This window comes from Nostoc sp. DSM 114160 (assembly GCF_053470305.1).
The window spans coordinates 1,254,070-1,270,274 of sequence record NZ_JBPFGO010000003.1 but is presented as its reverse complement, the minus strand read 5'-3'; the positions used below and the strand labels follow the sequence as shown (position 1 = coordinate 1,270,274).

Below are 16,205 nucleotides of genomic sequence, written 5' to 3'. Positions count from 1 at the left end.
GAATGTATGTATGATTGATGCCTGATGTCAGATCGGACATTGACCCCAATTCAATATAGCTATTGTTATAGAGCGAGTAAATGGACTAGGCGGATGAGGTAAATGAATATACACACTTTTGATAATCATTATGTTACTTGCCCAATTTGCCAAAGAAATGCCACGCCAAAACCAGTTAAAACACGCATGGGTTTGTTTTGCTGTCCCTATTGCCAGGAAAGGCTAGTAGTTTGCCAAAGTGGTCATTATGTCCGCGATCCGTTTACTTGGAGACAATTGATGATGTCTTCATCGCTACGTCGTCAAAGCCGACCTTTAGCGAGGATTCTCAGAGATTTTATCCTACTCAAGCGTCCCATGGTAGCCTTGGCTGTAGGTAGTGCGATTTTCTTTGGTGCGATCGCTCTGACCCAAGAAAAGACAAGTTACGACCGCCAAATTCTTCCCACAACAGAGAAAGTTAATGAACCAGGAAACAAATCCCAGTAAATCGATTACTTTGGTATAAATCAAATTCTACTTTGATTTTTGTAATATTATAACTAAATACTTCGAGCAAACCGTGTCTTCTTGCCCCAAATAAGACGCGGTTTTATATGATGTCCGCTTAAAAAGCGATCGCTGATTAAGTAAGTAGTTTCAGCACTAAAGTGCTAACTACAAACTATTGTTTATTTATACTTATCTAATTATCATATCGATTTGAGAATCGGGACACTACAAAATCTAAGATTTACTGTCCGGCAAAACTTGGGGTGAAAACATTGCCTGCAACGACTCATAGTAAGCGAGAAAATAAGCAGCCTGTTCTGGTTCAAAACGAGAGCGGATTTCAGTACCGAGCAAGTAAATTAATTGCCGCACCAATTCCCAGCGCACCTTTAATCGAGGATATAACATGACACACAGAGGAAATAGCTCTTGTTGTATAGCACTAATGTTGTTCTCCAAAATACAGACCCATAGATATACCTGGAACATCTCTATATCACGGACACTGGAAATGTTAATGTTAGTATCACTTAAGCGACCTGTATGGCATTGATAGTTGGGATACATCTGCATCACCCGTTCTGCAATCTTGGTCGCAATCTCGCTGCACAAGGGCAAAAGTTGCTGGACAGCTTGTAATGGTGGCGCGTCGTAAGCATATTCTGCTGCTGCCTGGTAAGCACGCTGGAGCGGCATATAGAGATGATCGTCAATCACTTTGAAGTAATCCCTCAGCGATGCTTGCTGCACTGGTGGTGTTAAGTTCAGTAGTATTTGTCCGCTGTAGTGAAACTGCATACTAATGAATCCAATTACTCTAGGATCGTCTACTGTGTATTTGTGTCGAATTTTCCCCAAATCCCTAGCAATCCATGTAGAAAACTTTGCTGGGGAAATCTGTTCAGCATAGGCTGAGAGGGCAGTTTGATAAATCTGGTGGGTATCCTTTGCAACTTCCCACGGATCGATTAATTCAGGGTCAATTTGATGCCGAATCACCTCTTGAGACAAAAGCGCTTCTGTTCTTCCCCACGCTTGAAGACTTGTGGTTCGCAGTGCCTGCGTTAACGTTTTTGCAACCTCATTTGCAATTTCACTGACCTTGAGAACTTCGATGCGATTGTCCTGTTCAGCTAAATTTCGCAAATACTTCTTCGCCCACGCTTCTGAAAATGGTTGATTTGCTTCTATCTCAATCCTTCTGATTGGTTCTGGTAACGATGAAAGATTTTGCGGCACTATAAACACCCAATTGCTAAATTTAATGAATGAAATATTTCGTAATAAATATTTCAAGCATAGAGAAATCAATCTCGCCAGCAAAACCGCAAAATTACGCAGTTTATCATTTCTTCAAAGTAAGTCGCAGGTTTTTTACACTTTTTGGAAGAACGCGATCGCTATAAGACGATCGTTACCTTTTGGGCAACGATCTGATTTTTTCCTGATAAAGAGACAAGCAGGGGAGCAGGGGAGCATACTTCGACTCATTTCGGCTACGCTCAATGACCAACGCTCAGTAACCGGGGGGGCAGGGAGATGTGGTTCGACTGCGCTCACCAACCGGGAGTGAGGGAGTGAGGGGACAAGGAGATAAACAAAACTCTTAACTCTTGTACAGACGCGATTAATCGCGTCTCTACTGTTAACTCCTAACTCAGCACTGGCTCAACGCCGAGCTTCGCTAACAGCACTCCTAACGCCCTGTTTGCCCCATGCCCCATACTTACAATCTATTGATATCTTTTGTGACTAATTTCCAACCTTCAGCTTGGTCAATTAGCTTCATCGACTCTAGTTGAAGATTGTTGAAATCAGATAGATTCAGCAGGAAGTAGGGTTGGCCGTTGTAGTGCCAATAATATTCTAGTTCACCAACAGAAGCGGGAATGATGGTGCGATCGCTATAATAATCCAACGAGGGACGATGGTAAGGAAAAGATGTGTAAATCTTCCTCGTTGCTGGATTTGCCCGAACAATCATGGCGGCGACTGGTTTAACTGGATAAGCCTCAGATAATTCCCAAACCCAGTAGTTAGATTTCATTAACAGCAGCAGCGAAATATAACTTCCCCAAAACAAAATCTTCAGAAATTGTCCGTCGCCTCGTTCTGCCAAAATAGCTGCTAAGGTCATAGTTAAAGCTACAGCGGCAAAAATCAGTTGTAAGTCTGTTTTTGGTGTTGTACCCGAACTAAAATAAATACTACCAGCAGAAGCAGCCACAGCAAGTATTGCCAAACCAGCAACCCAAGCACGGGGATAAGATGAGAGTAAAGGCGAATTTTCCGTATCTGATAACTGGATACCAAAAGCTAAAGCTAAACTAGGGTAAATCGGGAATAGATACCAGGGAACTTTGGTAATCATCAAGGAAATTACCAGTAGATAAACCCCACTCCATGCCATTACTAGTTTTGCCCAGCTAAGGTTGCGATTTTCCCAGGTTAAGCGGACAGTTTGTGGTAAGAATAATAACCACGGCCATGTGTATTTGAGAAGTTCAATTACATAGTACCAAGGTGGTTCATAATTACCTTCTACAACTGAGCCTCGGCCTAGTGATGGGTTGGCAATACCAATTTGGGCGAAAGTATAACCATAGTGAATTAGTTGGGCACCATACCAACCAGCCACAGGTAGAATGCCAATTAAAATTGCGATCCAGAGATAGTAACAAGTGAGCAATCGTGGCGTATCCCAAAATAGAAATACAATTGCGATCGCACCGAGTAATACGCCTAGCAGTCCTTGAGTTAAACAAATAAACCCAAAGCTAATGCCAACACCAAGACAATAACGTAAATCTCGGCGCGATCGCAACACGCACAACATCATCACCATCAAAAAACTTACAATCGCCCCATCCAACATTGCCAGCCGCCCATGACGCACCACAGGTAGCATTGTTAGATAAATCAAGGCGCTATAAATAGCAGCCCAACGTTGGCGAAATATCTCTCGAGCAATGCAATACAGTAAAGGTACAGATGTTGCTGTTAAAATTGCTCCAGGTAGGCGCGTTGTCAACTCATTTTCGCCTCCTAGAGAATAAGCCCAAGCTATCAGCAAATGCATCAAAGGCGGCTTGTTGTGATATGGTTCGCCTCCTAACGTTGGGTAAAGCCAACGCATTGAACCTGCTGGGGCGTGCCAAATTTCACGAGCAACCTGTGCCACAGTACCTTCATCCCAATCTCGCAGTGGCAATCCTCCCAGATTGATGCTAAACAGTAATACTGCTGCCAACAGCAATACTATTAGCCATACCCAATCAATCCATTTTCCAACCGTGCGATGCTGTCTTTCCAGATGACTCCAAATAAAGCTTCCTTCTTGCATATTCTCTGGTAATCATTTTACTTGCTGGTTTGATTACATAGAGACATCTAGCGAATCTCCAATGTTGCCACCCAGTAACAACGTATGTTTTTAACAATTGCTAGTTTCCAAGATTAACTCAATTTTTTCTAATTAGCGCTATTTTTTGAAAATTTATATTGGTTATTTAAATCACATTTTAGCGAATAAATGATAAAAATAATACAACTAATTATTTATTACCTGTCAGATAGTCCGTAAATAAACTTGTATTTTCTTTTGAAGGTGATGCTTAGTTTAAATTTTATCTATTTACTTTTTAAACCTCATCTATGTTGAAACCTAGAGTTTTTTAAAAAATATATTTTTGTAGGTTGGGTGGAGTGAAACGCAACCCAACATTACCACCAAATTTTATGTTGGGTTACGCTATCGCTGCACCCAACCTACAAAACTACGGTTTTCAAGGTAGACGAGGTTTATCTGGCTAAGTCCATAATTTTTGTAACTGATTGTTACACCAATTAAATTATATGCTGAATAGTTCAATAAATTGTCTGTAAATTTTCCGAAGAGTAATTTTACGAAAAATATATTTATTTTTCAATAAAGCAAATTTACTAATTATTAATTAAAATAATCTCTAGTCAAACTATCTAAATAAACTAATTTGATTTTTTAACTTTAATTAAGCAACTCTTTAATTGAGATATCTATGATATACAATTTTTTAAACGCTTTCTATAACAATAAATAGCTAAAAAATATTGGAGATATCAATGAATTTACCTGTAGTTGTAGATATTACTCTTGGTTTGGTTTTTATTTACTTGATTTTGAGCTTGCTAGCTTCGGAAATTCAAGAACTAATTGCCACATTATTACAATGGAGAGTTAAACATTTAAGAACTTCAATTGAATTACTTTTATCAGGTGGTAGTGAAAGTGAAAAATCAGATATTATTAATGCAATCCATCTAGTACAGAAACTTTATAACGATCCTTTAATTAATACTTTGAATCAACAAGCTAAGGGTAAATTAGAAAAGCATTTCCAGGAAATTACTAAAAAACCTGATAAAATAGTGCTAGAAAAACAAAGCGGCCCTTCCTATCTACCTTCTGAAACATTTGCAGTAACTTTATTAGATACCTTAAAAATTCCCCAGCTAATTAATTACGTTAAACATCCTGGTGAAGAAACAAAAACCAACTTGCAGATGATATTAAGTTCTTATAAAGAACTTAAAAAAGGTATTAATAATCCCAATAGTGCAAGTTACACAAAAATTCAAGAAATTTATGGAGAGATTGACCAGAAATTTATAGATTTTGTTAATAATGAGTTACCTGATGAAGTTCCTAATAATTTAATTAAGAGCCTTAGTGTAATTGCTCAACGTAGTAGGATAAAGATTGGCGATCTCAACGAAGAAGTAAATCAATTTAAAAATGAAGTAGAAACATGGTTCGATCGCTCGATGGATCGAGCGAGCGGTGTTTATAAGCGAAATGCCAAAGGAGTTGCTATTTTAATTGGAATATTAGTCGCTTTTTTAACTAATACTGATACATTCCACTTGGTTAGAAGACTATCGGAGGATTCGGTTATCCGCTCTACTATTACTCAAAGTGCAAGTCAACGAATCGATTATATCAATGATGAAGCAGCCAGAAAAAATATTGAAAAACTATTAGGAAATTCTTCTATACCAATTGGATGGCAAAATATTAATCAACAGTTTGAGTTATTAGATACGAATAAATCGAATCTCATTTACATCAGGATTTCACAGGTTTTTAAATTAATTTGCGGTTGGATAGTGAGTGGTTTTGCTATTGCTATGGGTGCGCCTTTTTGGTTTGATATCCTGAATAAAGTTATCAATGTGCGGAATGCAGGGCCAAAACCTGTTGCGTATACTAAAGATCAACCGTCTCAAAAATAGTGTTTCAATTAAATCAAAAAATAAAAATAACTTGGAGTTTTAATTCTTTATTCTGACAAACAATCTCAATTTGTCTAATAAATTCTCGAAAGTAAAATCTTCGTTCTGTTTCCGATAAATCTAACCAAAATTGTGGTATGGAAACAGCTTGAGCAACAGAACGCAAGTTAACTGGAGGGAGAATTGCCAACTTTGCTTCGAGTGCAGAAATTTCTGTGCGAAGTTTGTAAGCCCTTAACTTTGCTGTTTCGGCATCTAAAATTCCAGTTTCAATTAAAGCGGGTAACTGAGCAAGTATTTCTTGCTGACGAGCGATCGCTTGCCCTAAGCTATTCTTGAATGCATCCAACTGAGGAAAATTCATTCCTGCTACCGCCAGAGGTAAATCACGGCAAACGGTTTCAATGGTATATTCCAACACCTCTTGATAGGGAATAGCCTTACACTTGGGGCTTTGGGGACAGCTAGTAGAACGTAAATAAAGATACTCCTTATCTTGGTTGCGTTGAGTAACACGGGTAACTGTCAGATGCGACTGACACTCAGCACAGACAACCAACCCAGCCAGAGAACGCGGTGCGCTAGCAGTTCGGGATGGTAAACGGCTGTTACGGCGCAAAAGTCGGTCAACTTGGGCTGCTTCTTCCTTAGAAATTATCGGAATATGGGTATTGGAGATAATTTCACCATTTTGGTAAGCTGTATTGCCGCGATAAACTGGATTAGTCAGCCAGCGTCTTCCTGTAGTGACAGAGATTTTCTTGCCGTATTTTTTCGCCAAGTAACGCACTGAACCCCGCAGGGAACCATAAAGTAAAAAGTGTTCAAAAAAATCTTTTACGACTGGTGAAGTACTGCGATCGATGGTATATTTTCCCTTACCTCTGCGATAGCCGTAGGGAACTTTGCCCGGTGGCGGTGCAACCTCAAGACGATTACGGGCGTGTCCTTGGCGGATGCGGCGGCTGCGTTGCTGACGTTGGATTGCGTGTAGCAAATTCAGCAAGTCAGCGCCCAGAGGGTAATTTTCGGAAGTGTAGGGTTGTTCAGTGGCGATTACTGCGATTCCCATGACTTCGAGTTGATTAAGGCGATCGCTAATTTCCTCTACAGTATCTCCCAATTCTTCCAACCGACGAATCAGGAGATAATCTGCTGGTTCAGTTTGGCAATCTTTGAATAATTGTTGTAATTGCGATCGCAAAGAAGAGTTTGGCTTGCCCAAATCTTCATAAACCCGATCCACCTCCCATCCCCAATCGGCTCGATCGGGAGAAGATTCTAATAGCGGATCGGTGTAAGAGTAGGCAATTATTTTCAAAGGTTTAGCACAGCCTCACAAAGAAATGGTATCAGTTGTTTTGAGTTTAGCTGTAGAGCGACAAATTATTTGACCACATAGACAAATTATTTGTCACAATATTTTATTGACTACAAATTCATATATATCAATAGCTTTCGGGGATTAAACCCGCAAAAAACTAATTCAGGGTTTTGCGACAGATTAAGCGTCTTTTATTAGAGTTTACGACTAATTAGATGACAAATCTTAATTTAGCGATAAATTAAATGTCAATTCTTCGCAGTTTCATATTAGTATAAATGTACCCAAATAATCGATGAAAAATCACATCTATGAGTCATTTAGATGTAGATGACCAGTTTGAACTAGAAGATGAAGACAGCTTCCTATCGGATGACGAGTATACAGACATACTCGACTTATCAATGGAAGTTGAGCCATTGAGTGAGAATGATAACTTTGTAGAAGAAGACAAATCAGTTGAATTTTTAGATCAGAGATTTTTAGAAGACTCAGAACTCAGGCTTTCAGGTGAACAAAGACTCAAGCTGGAGATAATTCGCAATCTACGTGAACCCTGCGATCGCCTAACTTACGGCAAAAGGTTGGAAGAAGCAGCGAAAAAGCTTGGTAAATCGGAAAGAACGGTTAGACGTTTGATTAAATCTTGGGAAGAAAAAGGTATAGCTGCTTTAGCGGAAGTTCCCAGAGCAGACAAAGGACAGGTGCGAAAAAGCGAATACTGGTATAACTTGAGTCTCAAGATTTATAAACAAGGGAATAAAGGCAGCGATCGCATGACCCGCACTCAGGGTCGCTGAGAAGATTGAGACTCAAGCTTACGAATTCGCCAAAAAAGAACTAGAAGCACAAATATCAAGGTTAGAAAGTCAAGGATTCCGAGGAGAAGAATTAGATTGGCAGTTAAAGAAGCTGATAAAAATAAAGGAAGAAGCAGAAGGATTTAAGTATTGGTCAAAGTATGGAAAACCTCCCAGCACTAGAACAGTAGAAAGATGGCTCAAACCAGTTGAAGAGAAAAAGCATAAATCTAGTACTAGCCGCAGCCCTGGATGGCATGGTTCCGAGCATATAATCAAAACCCGTGATGGTCAAGAAATATCTATCAAGTACAGCAATCAGGTTTGGCAAATTGACCATACTAAAGGTGACATTCTGTTAGTAGATGAGGACGATGAAGAAATAGGTCGTCCTCAATTGACAACAGTAATAGATTGTTACTCTCGTTGCATAGTTGGTTTCCGTTTAGGTTTTGCCGCGCCAAGCTCTCAAGTTGTGGCTTTGGCGCTACGGAATGCAATTATGCCAAAACGCTACGGTTCGGAGTATGAACTCAGATGTAAGTGGAGTGCTTATGGTGTACCTAAATATGTTTATACAGATGGTGGTAAAGATTTTCGGTCAAAACATTTAGTGGAATGGATTGCGAATGAATTAGATTTTGAACCAATTCTGCGAAGCCAACCTTCAGATGGCGGCATTGTAGAACGACCTTTTAGAACCATTAGTGGGCTGCTTGCTGAAATGCCAGGTTACACGGGGTCAAGCGTTAAAGACCGTCCAGAGGGAGCTGAAGAAAAAGCTTGTATAAGTCTTCCTGAACTAGAAAAACTAATTATTGGTTACATCGTCGATAGCTATAACCAAAAGCCTGATGCCCGAAGTCAAGCCAACCCTCTAACTCCAAAGCAAAGTCGGATTGAGCGTTGGGAAAAAGGACTGCAAATGCCTCCTACTTTGCTGAATGATAGAGAACTTGACATTTGCTTAATGAAGGCAGCAGAACGGGTTATATATGACAATGGCTATCTAAATTTTTCTGGTCTTCGTTATAGGGGAGAGAATTTGGGAGCTTACGCAAGCGAAAAAGTTATCTTAAGATTTGACCCCAGAGACATCACTATGATGTTAGTGTATGGTCGCAAAAATAATAAAGAAATATTTTTAGCCCGTGCTTATGCTGTTGGTTTAGAAGCAGAAAGGCTGTCAGTTGAGGAAGTTAAATATGCACGGAAAAAAGTAGAAAATAGTGGTAAAGGCATCAATAATATTTCGATTTTAGAAGAGGCCATTAGACGTAGAAACTTTTTAAAACATAAAAAAAGTAAGACTAAAGCTGAACGCCGCCGTTCTGAACAAGAAAGGACAGAGCCAATACCACAAAGATATGAAGAGGAAAAAAATGAACAGGTTGAGATATTAATTACTAAACCTGAAGCAGATGAGCCAATAGAAAAAGTGAATTTAAAACTATTGCGTGAAGAGCTAGGGTTGTAAACTATGACAAACGAAGAAATACAGCTAGAAATCGAACGACTTAGACATCCAGATATTTTAAACATTGAACAAGTGAAAAGATTCAGTGCTTGGTTAGATGAAAGGCGAAAGTTAGGAAAACCTGGTAGAGCAGTCGGAGAGTCAGGACTGGGAAAAACTACAGCTTCTCTTTTTTATACCTACCAAAATAGAGCCATAAAAACCCCAAACCAAAATCCAGTTATTCCTGTATTGTATGTAGAGTTAACAGGTAGTTCTTGTAGTCCATCGCTTTTATTTAAAAATATTATTGAAACTCTAAAATTTAAGGCAAAAGGTGGCAATGAAAGTCAGCTAAGAGAAAGAGCATGGTATTTTATTAAACAATGTAAAGTAGAAATATTGATTATTGATGAAGCTCATCGTCTTCAATTTAAAACACTGCCAGATGTTAGAGACTTATTTGATAAAGTGAAAATTGTCCCTATATTGGTAGGGACTAGTAGTAGACTGGACACTTTAATTAGTAAAGATGAGCAGGTTGCTGGGCGTTTTGCATCTTACTTTAGTTTTGAAAAACTTTTAGGAGCCAACTTTACAAAAACTGTAAAGATTTGGGAACAGGAAATCCTGAGACTACCTAAGTCATCCAATTTAGCAGCTAATCAAGAAATCATAACTCTTTTACAAGAAAAAACAGATGGTCAAATTAGATTATTAGATCAAATTCTTAGAGATGCAGCAGTTAAAGCATTAGAATCTGGCGTTAACAAAATAGATAAATCACTTTTGCAGAGTATTGAAGGAGATTATTCATTAGTGGCAAGCTAAAAGCTACATCGTCAAAATTATAAACTCAGATGTCAAACGAAATCTATAATTTTGAAGCTTGGATAAGCACGGTTGAACCATTACCAGGCGAAAGTATAAGTCATTTTTTAGGCCGCTTTGAAAGGGCTAATTTGCTGACTGGGTATCAAATTGGTAAGGAAGCAGGAGTTGGTGCGATAGTAACAAGATGGAAAAAACTTTACCTAAATCCATTCCCGACTCAACAAGAATTAGAGCCATTAGCCAAGTTTGTTGAGGTGGAAGTTGAAAAACTCAAGGAGACGCTACCAACCCAAGGGATGACGATGAAGCCCCGACCAATTAGATTATGTGCTGCTTGTTATGCGGAAGTACCTTGTCACCGCATTGAGTGGCAGTATAAGGAGAAAATGAAGTGCGATCGCCACAATTTACGTTTATTAACAAAATGTACTAACTGTGAAACACCTTTCCCAATTCCCGCAGATTGGGCGCAAGGTGAATGCCCTTACTGCTTTTTGCCTTTTAGTACAATGGCGAAGCGTCAAAAAAAGCTTTCACAATAGCCTGTGAGTTTAATAAGCGATCGCACTTCCACTAATAGCCCAAAGACTACCAATAAGAAAGAGACGGGAATGCTCCACGTCTCCAGGTGATGGGAAATTACCTATGATGTCCTGTTAGGCTACATCTGCCACCAATAAGCCATTAACAGCTATGATGATCAACTGCGCTTGCAAAGGAGTCTCAAAACAGGGTCTTTCATCCCTATTACACGGCTGGGCTACCCATTTACCCTCAAGATTTTGATAAAAAGTACCTAGCAGTTGCGAACCGTTCCAAACTCGATAAAGTTCTCCAAAATCATCGGTAATAGAATCAATCTCTATTTCTGGTGGTGCTGGGTCAGTTAGCTCGTCCACGTAGTCCTCAAACTCTGATGGCATCAAAGTTTGGTCGTCAAATGCCTCTTGTGTAATCATGTGAATAACCTCAGCGATGGGGTTTTACAAAGAGCGATCGCAGACTCTTCCCGGAGAGCGATCGCTTTTATTTTTGTCTACAATTTAATCTACGTGACGCGTAGAATTACGTCAAGCGTAGATTAATAAAACTTAGAATGTTATTAATCTACTTGTAAAGTAAGCTACTAACAAGTAGATAAATCTACATCTAGCAGCGACTAAACTGGTGATGTAGTGTATGTCTGAGAATCAAGTGATTCGTTGGAAATTAAATGAAGTGATGGCGCGAAAGCGGATTAAGAATAAGGATTTAGCTAAGATACTAGGTATAACTGAAAACTCAATTTATAGATTACGTAAGGTTGATGAAATGCCAAGACTAGCGCCGGAACGATTGAATGGCATTTGTAAAGCGTTGAATTGTCAACCAGGAGAACTGTTGGAATTTGTATCAGATGAAGGTGAAGGAAATGTTATTTCTCAGGTTGATATAGTTTGAGTGCGATGGATTTACACTGCACCGTAGGTGATCGCTTAAATAATCACATCCCAGGAATAGGACGTAGGATTTTGTGAGACACCAAACTGTCAAACTGCAAGCGCAACGCTTGGGCTGTTGCTGACTCAGTGAGAAGTACACCTGCTTCAATATTGCGTTCCTGGGCGGCTTCCGTAAAATTAGCTGATGTAATCAGCACAAATTCCTCATCTACAACAATGCACTTGGCATGGAGAGATGATTTTTGCTTAACATCCACTGTCAGCGATCGCGAATCGTAAAACACTTCTGGTAGTCTTTTTCCTATCCAAATATCTCGGCGGAAGGTATCTGCAAATTCTCTCAATAAAATTGACTCTGCTACTTTACTGTTATGAGGGCGTTGGATGTTAAGAAACATCTGTACATATAATTCCGGGTTAGCATCCATGCCTTCTGCAAGTACCTGGAATAATTTCCGTGCTTTCTCGCCTTTATCAATGGCAAAACTGGAGATGAGAACACTTTTCTTCGCGTTGCTAAACAATTCGCGGACAACAACGCTAGTAAGTAGGTCAACCTAATTAAACATAAAACGTTCAACTTGGTACTGACCTTGCACGGCTCTATTTTCTATACCCTCAATAATAGCGATAGCTAATTCATATTCATCGTCAAAAACTCGGCCGGCAAGCTCATCACGTTTGAGATGCAACCATTCGTCTTCAATGCGATTCATTTGTGGGCTATAGGGAGGTAGAAAAAAGATGTACAACCCTTGCTGTTGCCAACGTTGATGCTGCTGGCGAGCCAAAAGACTTTTGTGAATAGAGGCATTATCGTGAATGATTACGGTAATTTGTCCAGTTTCTAGTAAGCGGTGTGCAGCAATTTTCGCTTGCCAATCCATGAGTTGGACATAGGTTGGTGCTTTCAATGTTCCAAGCATCAAAGCGTAATCAAAACTTGATTTCGGTTGCCAAATACCGAAGATGTTGATTCGCCTACCGCGTCGTCTATTTTGTCGAATACGTTTTTGCTCTCCCTTACGCCCATAAGTATAATCAGTGGGACTAGTGCAGTAACAACCAGATTCATCCAAGTACTTTAAACAAACCAATCCTAATTGTGCCCATAGCTTGAGTAATTCCCAATCTTGGCGTTTAGCTTGTAAATATTCTGCATTCAGACTTAAAGCCGGACAGTAGCGGATACGTTTCCAACACCACCCCTTTTTTTGAGTAGTCGCCTGATTTGTTCGGCTCCTAGTTCAATTTGTCGTTCCTCAAATAGCTTTTGACTTAGCTGCCGAGCACTGTAACGGCGATTTTGTCCCAAGCATTCTTCTACTACTTGCCAATCTTCTTCCTGCCAAGTTCTTTTTTTTCCACGTCCTGGCGCTTCCCATAAACCTCCTAACCCTTGAAATTCCCAGCGTTTTATTGTCTGCCTGACCGTTTGTTGTGCCCAACCTAAATACTCTGCAATCTGAGGTACATTCCATCCGTGGGCATTGAGGCGCAAAGCGATCGCTCTTTGTTTGGTTCGACGTGGTACTTTATCTGCATAAGTGAGTTCTTTTAGTGTTAGGTCTTCTTCAGCAGTTAGTATTATTCTTAACGCGCTAGGCATCAGCTATCACTTAATTTCTGCACTCTATCTATCTTACGTTTTTTTGGGTTGACCTACTTAATCTATTGGCAAAGTAACTCCCAGTCATGACCACCGAACCAAATCAACTAAACTTATTCTCAGATATGACCTCCACACCAGCACCTAGAGCAGAGACACTGGTGATGAGCAAAGATGCACTACTGCGGTGGAAGGTGCAGATTTTGGATTATCAACAGAAGGGGAGGGAAAGCTAATCGCTTTATAGCAAGCCATGCACATATTTGACCTTTAGGAGTTCGATCGCGTTTGTTTCCACCATCAACACTTAATTCTTCAACCGTGTCTTCTTGCATCGGTAAGTCAAAGTTCTGGCGATGTACCAATCGTTGTTGACTGCCGCAGGACACTTGCACGCCTGTAAAATACTCGATATCTGCTGCTGCATCTTCATAGCTAACATTGGCACTTACTCGGAGACAGCAAATTTCCAGATACGGACTCAATTGATTGCTAGAAGCAACTTTCAATTTCTCCGCTTGCTTACTTGTGATTGGCAATTCTCCCAAAATACTTTTTAGTCGTCTTTTATACCCTGCTCTTGTGCTCGTAACCGTTTCGATAAAAAAACCCCTACTTCTGGCATGACGTGCTTCTGCATTTGACTTCTTACTGCTTCTTCAATTCCTGCTAAGTTAGTTAGCCTTTCTGGTGATGTGTCTTCGTACAATATTTTAGCGTTGGCGTAGCCCGCCGTAGGCATCGCCTGAATATGTTCTTGAAGTGCTTGCTTTTTTTTTGGAGTCATCGGTAGATAAATACACTCGTCTTACTTATCCTGACTGATTTCCGCCCTCTTTGCAAAAAACTGAGATGCTCCCGATTTATCTGATTTAATATAAGCTGATTTGTAATTTCAAGAATTTGGTATTTTTTTTGTTTATATATTAGCAACTTTTACAATTATCTAGATAATTTTGAGATGCTTTTGGTTTTGGTTAAGAAATAAGGTGCGTTTTCCCTGCAATCATCGGCGGTATTTAATCTTCAACTCCTGCAAAATTTCTCTAATGGTGGACTCTGGCAATAAGTCTTGAAAGGGCAGTCCCAGGCTGTTGGTAAATTTCTGCTTGAGAATCTGCACTCGATTAGGGATATTGGGGATAGACATTATGAACCTCTGAGGGATCAAAACCTGTTTTACCTCCCTTAGAGGCTTTTTTCTTCTATCGGATGAAAGTAGTGGTCGCGCTTAACTTAGTGCCATTCGTACAACAGAGCTGAATTGGAGCCGACCGTTGCGGCTGAATTGGTCTGCCAACACGTTCTGATAGACTGCTTCATAGCCATCCACCATAGAATTTAAGCTGAAGCACTGTTCTACATGTTGGCGACATGCATGGCGATCGATTTCGGCAACCTTCGCCAACGCTTCGATGCACTCCTCAACGGTATGACAAAGAAAACCAGTCTTGCCATGAGTAATGATTTCTGGTGCAGAACCCATCGCCATCGCAATCACGGGCGTTCCACTGACCATTGATTCGGTCATCACCAGTCCAAAGGGTTCTTGCCAAGCGATGGGAAAGAGAGTTGCGACGGCACCCCCCATCAAGGCATTCTTTTGAACATGGTTTGCTTCCCCCAAAAATTCAATTTGCTTACCGTCAATATGAGGTTTAATATCCTGCTCGTAATAATCCGTATCGACGCGATCGATCTTTCCTGCGATCTTTAAGTGCCAACCTGTTCGTTTAGCAATCTCAATTGCCAAATGGGTTCCTTTCTCAGGCGAGATTCGTCCCAGGAAAGCCAGATATGGTGGATCGTCGGGTTTTGGATGAAAGATGAAGGTGGTTGGGTCAACTCCGTTGTAAACCGTAGCTACATAATTTAGTTCCAGATCCATGCGGCGTTGAGAGTTAGAGATACTGATGAAATTTTGGTGTTTATGGTTCACATACATTTGCTCTATCAGTGGGGCAAAAATCCCATGAAGGGTGTGAACTGTCGGGGTTTTTACCAGATTGGCATAGGGCAGGGCTTGAAAATCGATGTGAGAATGGATGATGTCAAATTCGTTTGCCCGATCGTAGACTTTGCTGAGTTGCATCATGTTGTATATCTGCGCCTCGTGAGGCGATATTCCTAACTGCCGGAAAGATTTTGAAATGCTGGGTTCCAGTTCGGCAAGAGTCATTGAATCTGCTGTGGCGAACAATGTAACGTCATGTCCTCGCTGGACTAACTCATTCGTCAACAGTCCAACAACAAGTTCAGTGCCACCATAGGTTAAGGGAGGAACGCGCTCTCCTAAAGGGGCAACTTGAGCAATTCGCATTTGTGATTCTCCTAAAAACTGAGTCTGAAATGTTTATTAAAGCCACCCAAGCAGGATCTGCTTTAGGAACTCTGATTGCCACGCTAACGCTGAAAGATAAGCATTTGATGAGGAAATTCTGAGGCGGTTTATAAGGAAATTCGGAATAGAAAATTTTTACTTTGATACAAGAAAGCCTTCGTGTAATCCCTCTTCCGTCAATTAGTAAGATTCGCCTCCAAATAGGGGAATTACCACCCCAACTGCTTAATGATTTCATCGGCAAGATGCAAAACATTGAACGGCTTGAAGATGACTCCAGCAAGGTCGAAAGGGGACAATTCTAGCCGATCGTCTGACGGGTCGGTTGCAGTGAACAAAATCACTGGGATCGACTGCGTGATTGGGTTGGTCTTTAAAGTTTGCAGCAGAGCCAGACCCTCCCCATCCAGATTGAGATCCAGCAAAATCACATCAGGATGCTGCCCTTTTGCTTGCTCTAGTCCCGCTTGTACAGACTCAGATGTTATGACCGTCCAACCCTTTAGTCGTTCTAGCGTAACTTTAACAATGCGGCTTAGTTCAGGTTCGTCGTCAACGACAAGAATGCATCGATCGCCATAAAAATAGGACATTACATTTAGGGTTACTCCATCGAGTTGGAACACGTTTGATCGT

General features: G+C 40.4%; 17 protein-coding genes and 2 pseudogenes. 8 read left to right on the top strand and 11 right to left on the bottom strand.

The annotated features are described in order from the left end of the window. The first annotated feature begins 102 nt into the window (after positions 1–102). Positions 103–489 (top strand): hypothetical protein, encoded by a 387-nt coding sequence (locus NSTCB13_RS30910; RefSeq protein ID WP_322673143.1) that lies wholly within the window; start codon positions 103–105, stop codon positions 487–489. Positions 490–726: 237 nt separating this feature from the next. Here the strand turns inward: NSTCB13_RS30910 and NSTCB13_RS30905 are convergent, their stop codons facing one another. Together NSTCB13_RS30905 and NSTCB13_RS30900 are read right to left on the bottom strand one after the other, a co-directional pair. Next, entirely contained in the window at positions 727–1,731 is a 1,005-nt protein-coding gene (locus NSTCB13_RS30905) for a hypothetical protein (protein ID WP_448274848.1), read from the bottom strand. A 487-nt stretch (positions 1,732–2,218) separates the two neighbouring features. Continuing rightward, entirely contained in the window at positions 2,219–3,835 is a 1,617-nt protein-coding gene (locus tag NSTCB13_RS30900) for an ArnT family glycosyltransferase (RefSeq protein WP_448274847.1), read from the bottom strand. A 758-nt stretch (positions 3,836–4,593) separates the two neighbouring features. Here NSTCB13_RS30900 and NSTCB13_RS30895 point away from each other — a divergent pair. After that, positions 4,594–5,763, top strand: a complete 1,170-nt coding sequence (locus NSTCB13_RS30895; protein WP_448274846.1) for a hypothetical protein — start codon at positions 4,594–4,596, stop codon at positions 5,761–5,763. Positions 5,764–5,776: 13 nt separating this feature from the next. On the opposite strand, the gene NSTCB13_RS30890 is transcribed toward NSTCB13_RS30895, so the two are convergent. Next, on the bottom strand, positions 5,777–7,084 hold the full coding sequence (locus NSTCB13_RS30890) for a recombinase family protein (protein WP_448274845.1): 1,308 nt from the start codon (positions 7,082–7,084) through the stop codon (positions 5,777–5,779). Between the two features lie 314 nt (positions 7,085–7,398). Between NSTCB13_RS30890 and NSTCB13_RS30885 the strand changes: the two genes are divergently transcribed. The 4 genes from NSTCB13_RS30885 (at position 7,399) to NSTCB13_RS30870 (ending at position 10,719) form a co-directional block, all read left to right on the top strand. Then, a complete protein-coding gene (locus NSTCB13_RS30885; protein WP_448274844.1) occupies positions 7,399–7,887 on the top strand; it encodes a helix-turn-helix domain-containing protein in 489 nt (162 codons plus the stop codon). Between the two features lie 397 nt (positions 7,888–8,284). After that, positions 8,285–9,364, top strand: a complete 1,080-nt coding sequence (locus tag NSTCB13_RS30880) for a Mu transposase C-terminal domain-containing protein (protein ID WP_448274843.1) — start codon at positions 8,285–8,287, stop codon at positions 9,362–9,364. A gap of 3 nt (positions 9,365–9,367) precedes the next feature. Continuing rightward, complete coding sequence (locus NSTCB13_RS30875; RefSeq protein ID WP_448274842.1) at positions 9,368–10,174, top strand: TniB family NTP-binding protein; 807 nt, start codon at positions 9,368–9,370, stop codon at positions 10,172–10,174. Between the two features lie 29 nt (positions 10,175–10,203). Continuing rightward, a complete protein-coding gene (locus tag NSTCB13_RS30870) occupies positions 10,204–10,719 on the top strand; it encodes a TniQ family protein (RefSeq protein WP_448274841.1) in 516 nt (171 codons plus the stop codon). Between the two features lie 114 nt (positions 10,720–10,833). Here the strand turns inward: NSTCB13_RS30870 and NSTCB13_RS30865 are convergent, their stop codons facing one another. Then, a complete protein-coding gene (locus NSTCB13_RS30865; protein WP_448274840.1) occupies positions 10,834–11,136 on the bottom strand; it encodes a hypothetical protein in 303 nt (100 codons plus the stop codon). Here NSTCB13_RS30865 and NSTCB13_RS30860 point away from each other — a divergent pair, their 5' ends adjacent. Next, positions 11,137–11,262, top strand: a complete 126-nt coding sequence (locus tag NSTCB13_RS30860) for a hypothetical protein (protein WP_448274839.1) — start codon at positions 11,137–11,139, stop codon at positions 11,260–11,262. A 94-nt stretch (positions 11,263–11,356) separates the two neighbouring features. Continuing rightward, on the top strand, positions 11,357–11,617 hold the full coding sequence (locus NSTCB13_RS30855) for a helix-turn-helix domain-containing protein (protein ID WP_448274838.1): 261 nt from the start codon (positions 11,357–11,359) through the stop codon (positions 11,615–11,617). Positions 11,618–11,660: 43 nt separating this feature from the next. Here NSTCB13_RS30855 and drmC read toward each other — a convergent pair. The 7 genes and pseudogenes from drmC to NSTCB13_RS30820 form a co-directional block, all read right to left on the bottom strand. Next, positions 11,661–12,152, bottom strand: a pseudogene (gene drmC / locus NSTCB13_RS30850) (DISARM system phospholipase D-like protein DrmC); the annotation flags it as partial. A 24-nt stretch (positions 12,153–12,176) separates the two neighbouring features. After that, positions 12,177–12,716 (bottom strand): transposase, encoded by a 540-nt coding sequence (locus NSTCB13_RS30845; protein ID WP_448274837.1) that lies wholly within the window; start codon positions 12,714–12,716, stop codon positions 12,177–12,179. A gap of 71 nt (positions 12,717–12,787) precedes the next feature. Beyond that, a complete protein-coding gene (locus NSTCB13_RS30840) occupies positions 12,788–13,228 on the bottom strand; it encodes a helix-turn-helix domain-containing protein (RefSeq protein ID WP_448274836.1) in 441 nt (146 codons plus the stop codon). A gap of 230 nt (positions 13,229–13,458) precedes the next feature. Next, positions 13,459–14,015 (bottom strand): annotated as a pseudogene (locus NSTCB13_RS30835) (ISKra4 family transposase); the annotation flags it as partial. A 219-nt stretch (positions 14,016–14,234) separates the two neighbouring features. Then, positions 14,235–14,378: a hypothetical protein gene (locus NSTCB13_RS30830; RefSeq protein WP_448274835.1), complete on the bottom strand. Its 144-nt coding sequence runs from the start codon at positions 14,376–14,378 to the stop codon at positions 14,235–14,237. An 81-nt stretch (positions 14,379–14,459) separates the two neighbouring features. Continuing rightward, entirely contained in the window at positions 14,460–15,548 is a 1,089-nt protein-coding gene (locus NSTCB13_RS30825) for a glycosyltransferase family 4 protein (protein WP_334720347.1), read from the bottom strand. 230 nt (positions 15,549–15,778) lie between these two features. Beyond that, positions 15,779–16,162: a response regulator gene (locus tag NSTCB13_RS30820; RefSeq protein WP_448275043.1), complete on the bottom strand. Its 384-nt coding sequence runs from the start codon at positions 16,160–16,162 to the stop codon at positions 15,779–15,781. Between the last annotated feature and the right edge of the window lie 43 nt (positions 16,163–16,205).